This is a genomic window from Bradyrhizobium sp. (genome assembly GCF_035484855.1).
In the GTDB taxonomy this organism is placed as follows: domain Bacteria; phylum Pseudomonadota; class Alphaproteobacteria; order Rhizobiales; family Xanthobacteraceae; genus Bradyrhizobium.
Genome location: NZ_DATHOP010000199.1, coordinates 1 through 7,255, shown reverse-complemented (window position 1 = coordinate 7,255; position 7,255 = coordinate 1). Strand labels below are relative to the sequence as shown.

7 protein-coding genes, 1 pseudogene and 1 riboswitch are annotated in these 7,255 nt (G+C 65.4%); of the genes and pseudogenes, 2 read left to right on the top strand and 6 right to left on the bottom strand.

Annotated elements, in window-relative coordinates:
* The 6 genes from thiC to VK804_RS22415 form a co-directional block, all read right to left on the bottom strand.
* Positions 1–1,352: phosphomethylpyrimidine synthase ThiC (thiC, locus tag VK804_RS22440; RefSeq protein WP_325374297.1), on the bottom strand; the 1,352-nt coding region annotated here is incomplete at its 3' end.
* A 170-nt stretch (positions 1,353–1,522) separates the two neighbouring features.
* Positions 1,523–2,131: a thiamine phosphate synthase gene (locus VK804_RS22435; protein WP_325374295.1), complete on the bottom strand. Its 609-nt coding sequence runs from the start codon at positions 2,129–2,131 to the stop codon at positions 1,523–1,525.
* Positions 2,118–2,900 (bottom strand): thiazole synthase, encoded by a 783-nt coding sequence (locus VK804_RS22430; protein WP_325374293.1) that lies wholly within the window; start codon positions 2,898–2,900, stop codon positions 2,118–2,120. The genes VK804_RS22435 and VK804_RS22430 overlap by 14 nt, the downstream gene beginning before the upstream one ends.
* 188 nt (positions 2,901–3,088) lie before the next feature.
* A complete protein-coding gene (thiS, locus tag VK804_RS22425; protein WP_325374291.1) occupies positions 3,089–3,286 on the bottom strand; it encodes a sulfur carrier protein ThiS in 198 nt (65 codons plus the stop codon).
* Positions 3,277–4,293: an FAD-dependent oxidoreductase gene (locus VK804_RS22420; protein ID WP_325374289.1), complete on the bottom strand. Its 1,017-nt coding sequence runs from the start codon at positions 4,291–4,293 to the stop codon at positions 3,277–3,279. The genes thiS and VK804_RS22420 overlap by 10 nt, the downstream gene beginning before the upstream one ends.
* A riboswitch (TPP riboswitch) is annotated at positions 4,281–4,417 on the bottom strand. It overlaps the preceding gene by 13 nt.
* Before the next feature lie 56 nt (positions 4,418–4,473).
* The gene (locus tag VK804_RS22415; protein ID WP_325374287.1) at positions 4,474–5,004 is read right to left on the bottom strand and encodes a lytic transglycosylase domain-containing protein; all 531 of its coding nucleotides are present in this window, start codon (positions 5,002–5,004) and stop codon (positions 4,474–4,476) included.
* A gap of 200 nt (positions 5,005–5,204) precedes the next feature.
* Between VK804_RS22415 and VK804_RS22410 the strand changes: the two genes are divergently transcribed.
* Both VK804_RS22410 and VK804_RS22405 read left to right on the top strand, forming a co-directional pair.
* Positions 5,205–6,692, top strand: coding sequence for a hypothetical protein (locus VK804_RS22410; RefSeq protein WP_325374299.1), 1,488 nt, complete (start codon positions 5,205–5,207; stop codon positions 6,690–6,692).
* A 169-nt stretch (positions 6,693–6,861) separates the two neighbouring features.
* A pseudogene (locus VK804_RS22405) lies at positions 6,862–7,255 on the top strand (DNA mismatch repair protein MutS); the annotation flags it as partial.

Here is a 7,255-nt window from a genome sequence, read left to right as displayed (position 1 = left end):
ATGTCGGTGGTCAGCGGCCCCAGCGTGTAGAACGGCGCCTCGCCGCATTCCTTCAACTGCTTGTCCATGTTGATCTTGATCTTGTGCAGCGGCACATGGCCGGGGCCCTCGATCATGACCTGGCAGCCTTTCTTCCAGGCGATCTGCGTCAGTTCGCCGAGCGTCTCGAGCTCGGCGAATTGCGCGCGGTCGTTGGCATCCGCGATCGAGCCCGGGCGCAGGCCGTCGCCGAGCGAGAACGACACATCGTATTGGCGCATCAGGTCGCAGATGTCCTCGAAATGCGTGTAGAGGAAACTCTCCTTGTGATGCGCCAGGCACCATTTTGCCATGATCGAGCCGCCGCGCGACACGATGCCGGTGACGCGGTTGGCGGTGAGGTGGATGTAGGGCAGCCGCACGCCGGCGTGGATGGTGAAGTAGTCGACGCCCTGTTCGCACTGCTCGACCAGCGTATCCCTGTAGAGCTCCCAGGTCAGTTTGACGGGATCGCCGTCGCACTTTTCCAGCGCCTGGTAAATGGGAACGGTGCCAATCGGGATCGGCGCGTTGCGCAGAATCCATTCCCGCGTGGTGTGGATGTTGCGGCCGGTGGAGAGGTCCATCACGGTGTCGGCGCCCCAGCGGATCGCCCACACCATCTTGTCGACTTCTTCTTCCACGGATGAAGTAACGGCGGAGTTGCCGATATTGGCGTTGATCTTGGTCAGGAAATTGCGGCCGATGATCATCGGCTCCAGTTCGCCATGGTTGATGTTGCAGGGAATGATGGCGCGGCCGCGCGCGATTTCGCTGCGCACGAATTCCGGCGTGACGAAGGCCGGCACGGAGGCGCCAAAACTTTCGCCGTCGGCGAGCGCCGCCTCGGCGCGTTCGAGCTGTTGCTTGCGGCCGAGGTTTTCGCGCGTGGCGACGTAGATCATCTCCTTGGTGATGATGCCGGCGCGGGCGAATTCGAGCTGCGTGATCATGTGGTTATCAACGCCGCGCAGCGGCTTGTGATGCCCGGTGAAGGATTTTGCCGCGTGCGAGGCGCCGACATTGCCGTTGTCTTCCGGCTTGATCTCGCGCCCCTGATATTCCTCGACGCCGCCGCGCTCCTTCACCCATGCGATGCGGTTGCGCGAAAGGCCGGCGTTGACGTCGATCACCACGGACGGATCGGTATAGGGGCCGGAGGTGTCATAGACGGGAAGATTCGGCTCGCCGGCGCCTTCCGAAAGGATGATCTCGCGGATCGGCACGCGCACATCCGGCGCCTCGTCGGGGGTGACGAAGATCTTTCGCGAAGCGGGCAGCGGCCCGGTGGTGACGGCGGGAAGGGTGGTGTCGGGATTGGAGCGGATGTTCATGGCCTATCCTCCTGTGAATTTGTTGGTCGCATGCAGCGAGTCGTATGCGTCATCCTGAGGTGCGAGCCCTTGCGAGCCTCGAAGGATGCAGCCGGGCCGTCGCCCTTCGAGGGCCGCCGAAGAGGCGGCCACCTCAGGGTGACGGGTCAAACAGCTTGGCGTGGCGGACATCACACCGCCTCCGCGTTGATGCCGAGCCAGGCGCGGACGCGGGCGTCGGGGTCGGGGTTCTGGGTGACGTCGCTGACGACGGCGATCGAGTCCGCGCCGGCGGCGAAGATCGCAGGAGCCTGTTCGAGCTTGATGCCGCCGATCGCAACCAGCGGGATGTCGCCGACGCGCTTTTTCCACTCGCTGATCTTCGGAATGCCTTGCGGCGCGAAGCGCATCGATTTCAGCGTGGTCGGGAAGATCGGTCCGAGCGCGATATAATCGGGCTCGGCGCGCAGCGCGGTTTCGAGCTCGGCATCGTCGTGAGTGGAAAGCCCGAGCGTCAGGCCGGCGTCGCGGATCGCCTTGAGGTCGGCGTCGGCCAGATCTTCCTGGCCGAGATGCAGATGTTTGGCGCCGGCCACGATCGCGGCGCGCCAGTAATCATTGACCACGAGCTTTGCAGCCGTGCCCCTCACCATCTCCAGCGCGTCGGTCACGGTCTGCAGCGCCTCGGCGTCGTCGAGGTTTTTCGCGCGCAGCTGAATCGTGCCGACGCCGAGCAGCGCCAGCCGCGCCACCCAGGCGACGCTGTCCACCACCGGATAGAATCGATCAGGATACGGCATGCCAGAACGGGGTCCCAACGACAGGGGTTGAAGGGGAGGCGAAATCGCGGGCTTCCATCAGGCCAGCTTCATAAGCCGCGCGGCCGGCCTCGACGCCGAGGCGAAACGCTTTCGCCATCGCGACCGGCTCGGCGGCTTTGGCGATGGCGGTGTTGAGTAGCACCGCGTCATAGCCGAGTTCCAGCGCCTCAGTGGCGTGGCTCGGCGCGCCGAGGCCGGCATCGATCACCAACGTGATGTCGGGCAGCCGCTCGCGCAGGAGTTTCAGCGCGTCGCGGTTGATGATGCCCTTGGCGCTGCCGATCGGCGCGGCCCAGGGCATCACCACCTTGCAGCCCGCATCCACCAGCCGCGTCGCCACCGAAAGATCTTCCGTGCAATAGGGGAACACCTCAAACCCGTCCTTGATCAGGATATCAGCGGCCTCGACCAGGCCGACGACGTCGGGCTGCAGCGTGTCGTTGTCGGCGATCACTTCGAGCTTGATCCAGCTGGTTGCAAACAATTCGCGCGCCAGCTTTGCCGTGGTCACGGCCTCGCGCACGGTCCGGCAGCCGGCCGTGTTCGGCAGCACCGTGACATCGAGCTCGCGGATCAGCGACCAGAACGCGTCGCCGGTCTTGCCGCCGGCGGATTCGCGCCGCAGCGACACCGTGACGATCTCGGCGCCCGAGGCGCGGATCGCGCTCTGCATGATCGCGGGCGAGGGGTACAGCGCGCTGCCGATCAGCAGGCGGGAGGAGAATTCGCGGTCGTAGAATTTTGGCATCTATGCTTCTCGTTTATTCCGAACGGTGCCTGCGCTCCCTCGCCCCGCTCTTTGCGGGGAGAGGGTTGGGGTGAGGGGCTCTCTCGGCAAGCGCGACTCGTGGAGAGTCCCCCTCACCCGAAGCCTTCGGCTTCGACCTCTCCCCGCAAGCGGGGCGAGGTAAGAAAGAGGCGCCGCGACCTTCATCCTCACCCTCCCTGCCTTGGCGTGATGATTTCGATCTCGTCGCCTGACTTCAGCGGCGTCTGGTGCCACCTGCTCTTCGGCACCACGTCGTAGTTCAGCGCGACCGCGAAATGGGTGCCCTCGTAGTCGAGTTCGGCGAGCAGCGCGTCGACGCTGGCCGACGACACATCCCGCGCCTCGCCATTGACGGTCACGCGCATTGCATCACCTCGTTGTCGATCCGGCCATGCGCGACGTAGCCGAGCGTCAGTTCCGCCAGCGCCGGCGCGATCAGGAAACCGTGGCGATAGAGGCCGTTGACCGCGATGTGATTGTCGCGAATAGCAATCCGCGGCAGATTGTCGGGATAGGCCGGCCGCAAGCCGGAGCCGAATTCGACGATGCGCGCCTCGCCGAACGCCGGATGCACCGCATAGGCCGCGCCCAACAGTTCCAGCGCGGAGCGGACGCTGACGCCGGTATCCTCCGCCTCGATCGAGGTCGCGCCCAGCATGAACAAGTTTTGCTCGCGCGGGATCACATAGAGCGGCCAGCGCGGATGGATCAGCCGCACCGGGCGCGCCAGCGATACCTCGCTGGTTTCGATCAGGATCATCTCGCCCTTGACGCCGCGGAGCGCCGGCTCGCTGTCGCGTGCGGACAGGCCGCGGCAGTCGATCACGATGCCGTCGATCTCTTGAGGTTTCGGTTCGCTGTTGAACTTGATGGTGCCGCCGGCGGCGATGATGCGCTGGTGCAGTTTCGGCAGCACACGGCGCGGCTCGACATGGCCTTCGCCGGCAAAGAACAGCGCGTCGCGGAAACGGCCCTCCAGCGAGGGCTCGAGGTCGGCAAGCCCGCGCGCGTCGAGCCGCCGGTGGCCGGTGGTGAGCCTGGCAAAGCGTTCGTAATCGGCGCGGTCGCGCGGATGCGCCACCACCAGCGAACCGTTGAAGGGCGTATCCGGCAATTCGGCGCGCCACAGGTCGAGCGCGCGCAAGCCGAGCCGGCTGATGACCGGTTCGGAACTTTCGCCCTCGCACCAGGGCGCGAGCATACCGCCGGCCCAGTGGCTGGTCGAGAGCGTCATCGCCTCGTCACTGCGCTCGTGCAGCGTGACGGCCCGGCCGGCCTGCGCGAACAACAGCGCGGCCCACGCGCCGGCGATGCCCGCGCCGATGATGGAAACGGGGGAATCCCCCCGCAGTGGCCTCGAACTCTGGTACATCCCTGTCCCTTCGCCGGCATGACCCGGATCAGGTTCAAAGGGTCACCGCGGTCCCGGACCCGTAAGATACAGGTCCAAGCTTGCGGTCTCTCAGCTCCTCATCGGAGCTCCCCTCGGAACGAGGTTAATGTAGGCCGATGGGTGGGCGTGTCAACGCGGGCATTGCCGATTTGCACCGCACTAGCGGTCCGGAACCTGCTGCGCGCGCGCTTCGGCGGGGCCGTTGCCGGGCAGTTTCGCCCGTGCCGCGGCGGGCGCCGGAATGGGATTTCCGCAACTCTCGATGCCTGAGAACGCGATACGTTCGAGCCGCTGGCGTTTGGCGACGTCGTAATAGCCGCTGGCATAAAGGTGCATGGCGCGGGCATGGTCGCCATCAGCGGCGCGATAGGCGCCGGCGAGATATTTGACGCCATAGGCGAGATTGGTGTCGGGATCACGCAGGCCTTCGGCATCGCCGGCATAGCCGAGAGCGTGCGCGGTGGCGAGCTTGATCTGCATCAGCCCGATGGTGCCGCCGCGGCCGATCAGGTCGGCCTGATACCGGCTCTCGCGCAGGATCACGCGATGCACCAGCACCGCCGGCACTGCATTGGCCCTGGCATGGGTTGCCACCATCGCTTCGTACCGGGCGCGCTGCGCCAGTGCGGTTTCCGGGAAATTCAGCACGGCGATGGCCAACAGCCATGCAAGCGTTAACGGACGTTTCATCCAGCCAAAACCCCAGTGCGGGCGATCTTGTGACCCGCGGTTAATCGTTGGCTACCGATTCCCGTAAACGGGGGGCATTGATGTGGCCAAAACCCGGCTTTCTCGGGCTTTTGGCCACATTCGCGGTGAGCGGCTTTACCAAGCATTATGCCCTGGCGTGCTTCGATCCCGGCGAGAAACCGAGAAATCCGGGCGCGCCGATGACCCTGTCCGTTGCCCATTCGACCGAGGTGGCAGCCCCGCTGCGCGGGCTCTCGCCGCTATGGGTCGGCATCGGCGTCTACGCGCTGTTTCTGCTGGCCGGCAACCGGCTCCTGATCGATCCCGACACGCTATGGCAGATCACGGTCGGACAGTGGATCATCGACCACCGCGCGGTGCCCGAGACCGACGTGTTCTCCTTCACCATGCGCGGCCAGCCCTGGATCTCGACGCAGTGGCTGGCGCAGGTGCTTTTCGCAAAAAGCTATGCGCTGTTCGGCTGGAGCGGGCCGGTGGTGCTCTCGTCTGCGGCGATCGCGGCGACCTTCGCGCTGTTCGCCAAATTCGTGAGCCGGCATCTGAGCGAAAGCACCACGCTGGTGTTCGTCGCAGCCGCGCTGGCGCTGACCGTGCCGCATCTGCTGGCGCGTCCGCATGTGCTGGCGATGCCGGTGATGGTGGCCTGGGTGGCCGGATTGATCGCCGCCGCCGACCGGCGGGCGGCGCCGTCGTTCTGGCTGCTGCCCTTGATGGCGCTGTGGGCCAATCTGCATGGCGGCTTTGTGTTTGGGCTGGTGCTGGTCGGACCGATCGCGCTCGATGCGATCGTGAGCGCCGGGGTGCCGGCGCGCAAAACGCTGATGCTGCGCTGGGCGGCGTTCGGCATCGCCGCGCTGATCGCAAGCTGGTGCACGCCCTATGGCTGGAATGCGCTGTTGGCGTCGCGGAAAATCCTCGAGCTCGGCAGCGCGCTGCCGCTGATCATGGAATGGAAGCCCGCCGATTTCGGCAGCCTGGGCGCGCTGGAAATCTGCCTCTTGCTCGGCGTGGGCCTGTCGCTCTGGCGCGGCATCAAACTGCCGCCGACGCGCATCCTGCTGCTGCTCGGTCTCGTTCACATGGCGCTGTCGCAGGGGCGCGCCGGCGAGATCCTGGCGCTGCTAGGGCCGCTGGTGCTGGCCGCCCCATTGGCGCGGCAGATCGGCGGTAATGAGGCCGCAACCACCGCGCCGCGCGCGCGCGGCGTGGTATTCGCCGGGCTCGCCGTGTTGCTGGCGGCGGGAACGTTTGCCTTTGCCTCGGTGCATCGTTTCGAGCCGCATCCGCACAGCGCGCCGGTCGCTGCGGTGGTGGCGCTGAAGAAACTCAATGTCGCGCGGGTGTTCAACGATTATGATTTCGGCGGCTACCTGATCGCCAATGGCGTTGCGCCCTTCATCGACGGCCGCACCGAACTCTACGGCGAAAAATTCTTCGTCGACCACAACGCCGCAAGCGGCCTGATGGAGCCGGAAAACCTGTTCCGGCTGCTGGAGCAGTACCAGATCGACGCGACCCTCATGCGCACCCAGAGCGCGGCGACGAAGCTGCTCGACCACATCGACGGCTGGCAGAAGGTCTATGCCGACGATATCGCCACCATCCACCTCCGTCGAGCGGGCGCGGTACATATCGCCGAGCCCGCGGTCGATCCGACGGCGAAATAAATTCTCCTCCGCGCCTCTCGCCTCACACTCCGCCGTCATCCTGAGGAGCGGCCTCTTGGCCGCGTCTCGAAGGATGTTGTTCCGCGCCGCGCTCGCGGCCATCCACAGGGCGTGGAAAACCCTGGACCAAGATAGGATCGGGCGACGAAATTTTGTAGTTTGCGCCCCGATGACGATCCAGCAATCCATCCCCATACCTGCAGATTCCACGCCGGCCACGGAGGCCGCACCGGAAGCGCCCGCGCGCGTCACGCCGATGATGGAACAATACCTTGAAATAAAGGCCGCCAATCCCGGACTGTTGTTGTTCTACCGGATGGGCGATTTCTACGAATTATTCTTCGAGGACGCCGAAATCGCCTCCAAAACGCTTGGTATTGTGCTGACCAAGCGCGGCAAGCATCAGGGGCTGGATATCCCGATGTGCGGCGTGCCGGTGGAGCGCTCGGACGACTATCTGCATCGCTTGATCGCCCAAGGCCATCGCGTCGCGGTGTGCGAGCAGATGGAGGACCCCGCAGCGGCCCGCGCCCGCGGCAACAAGAGCGTGGTGCGCCGTGACG

Bases quoted from the DNA above. Each gene is read 5' to 3' on its own strand.
- VK804_RS22435 (WP_325374295.1), bottom strand. From the start codon at position 2,131: ATGCCGTATCCTGATCGATTCTATCCGGTGGTGGACAGCGTCGCCTGG.
- VK804_RS22430 (WP_325374293.1), bottom strand. From the start codon at position 2,900: ATGCCAAAATTCTACGACCGCGAATTCTCCTCCCGCCTGCTGATCGGC.
- thiS (WP_325374291.1), bottom strand. From the start codon at position 3,286: ATGCGCGTGACCGTCAATGGCGAGGCGCGGGATGTGTCGTCGGCCAGC.
- VK804_RS22420 (WP_325374289.1), bottom strand. From the start codon at position 4,293: ATGTACCAGAGTTCGAGGCCACTGCGGGGGGATTCCCCCGTTTCCATC.
- VK804_RS22415 (WP_325374287.1), bottom strand. From the start codon at position 5,004: ATGAAACGTCCGTTAACGCTTGCATGGCTGTTGGCCATCGCCGTGCTG.
- VK804_RS22410 (WP_325374299.1), top strand. From the start codon at position 5,205: ATGACCCTGTCCGTTGCCCATTCGACCGAGGTGGCAGCCCCGCTGCGC.